Source organism: Paenimyroides ummariense (genome assembly GCF_900115115.1).
GTDB classification, from domain to species: Bacteria; Bacteroidota; Bacteroidia; order Flavobacteriales; family Flavobacteriaceae; genus Flavobacterium; species Flavobacterium ummariense.
On the sequence record NZ_FOVI01000066.1, the window covers coordinates 1 to 1611 of the forward strand.

General features: G+C 42.0%; 1 protein-coding gene. It reads left to right on the forward strand.

Annotated features, from left to right (window positions below; genetic code table 11):
• Nucleotides 1-12 precede the first annotated feature (12 nt).
• The coding region (locus tag BM253_RS17065) for an aminotransferase class I/II-fold pyridoxal phosphate-dependent enzyme (RefSeq protein WP_262487604.1) at nt 13-1611 on the forward strand (1599 nt) is incomplete at its 3' end.

The window sequence follows — 1611 nt, forward strand, 5'->3', positions numbered from 1 at the left end:
AAGCTCCGGGGAATACCTGTAATAATGATAAGGCACAGCCGTATGGATGAACTGGAAAATTATTTGAAAACACTTAACAACAGGTATGAAAAGGTCTGGTACATGGCAGATGGAATTTATTCTATGTATGGTGATTGCTTACCCGTAGAGAAAATAAAGGAACTGATGCATCGGTATAAGAGGTTATTTGTATACGTTGATGACGTGCATGGTATGAGCTGGAAAGGTGTCAATGGCACCGGATTTATTAAAAGTCACTGGGATTCCATTCCCGACCGTATGGTTTTGGTGAGTACCCTTAGTAAAACCTTCGGAGCCAGCGGTGCATTCGTCGTATCGGGAGATTACCTTCTTATGTCGAAAATCAGGAATTTCGGTGGTCCGCTGACATTTTCAGCGCAGTTGGAACCATCTGCAGTGGCTGCTGCAATCGCATCTGCGAAAATCCATTTGAGTACTGAAATTATAGAAAAGCAGCAAAAGCTCCAAAAACGTATTGATGCACTACAAAATGCACTGGTTCACGCAGGAATACCATTGATGTCAACCGGTGATACTCCTGTTTTTTTCATTCCGACAGGTATGCCCGATACGGCTTATACGCTGATGAGAAAACTGTCGATTGATGCCTGCTTTGTAAACCCGGCACTTTTTCCCGCAGTCCCGGTTAACAATGCCGGCTTAAGAATTACCGTCAGTAACCATAACAGTCTGCAGGATATTGACTATCTCGCCAGACTGCTGGAAAAACATTATGACAAGGCACTTGTTGCTACAGGCAACAGCTACAAAAAAGTCGGCCGTGCCTTTAAAAGACAGTTCGTACCCAAAAAAGAAGAACCTGCTAAAAAAGAAGATTTATTTCACTCTGCGGTTTACAGTTCGATTGCTGAAATAGACGAAGTCTTGTGGAATTCGGTGTTGGACGACCAGGCTTTCGACTATGCGGGCACAAAATTTCTGCAAGGATACTTTTCGAGTTTGCCTTCGGATGATCCGAACCATATGCAGTTCAAATACTATTTGGTTAGGAACAGCAGTGGTTCGGTTGAAGCACTTACCTATACCACTGTTTCCTTATGGAAGGAGGATATGCTGTCGCATGAAATGGTTTCTGAAAGAATAGAGAAGATTCGTTTGGAAGATCCGACCTTTCTCACGGAAAGGGTAATGGGTATGGGCTCCTCTTTTACAGAAGGTAGTCACATGTATATAAACAAAGGCTCAAAAGATCTTCGGTTTCTTCAGAGAGCTTTTTTCGACTGTATAGAAGGGGAGTTTGAAAAAGGTGGCTACGGTAAGCTGGTTTTGAGGGATTTTAAAAAAAGATACTTTTTATATCATACGGCACAAGACCGCGGTTACTTGGTTGCGGACATGCCGGACGCTGCTGTTTTCTGCGATTTTAATTGGAATACTTTGGAAGAATTTGAACAACAGCTTTCAAAACGTTCCCGACGTCACTTTCGTAAGGAAGTACTTCCGTATGTTGATTATTACGATGTGACAGTACCTGATCAGTTGTCAATACGTGACCTAACTGTTTGCTATAAGATGTATTGTGAAGTAAAAGCAAATAACTTTTCCATAAACAATTTCGAATATAGCATG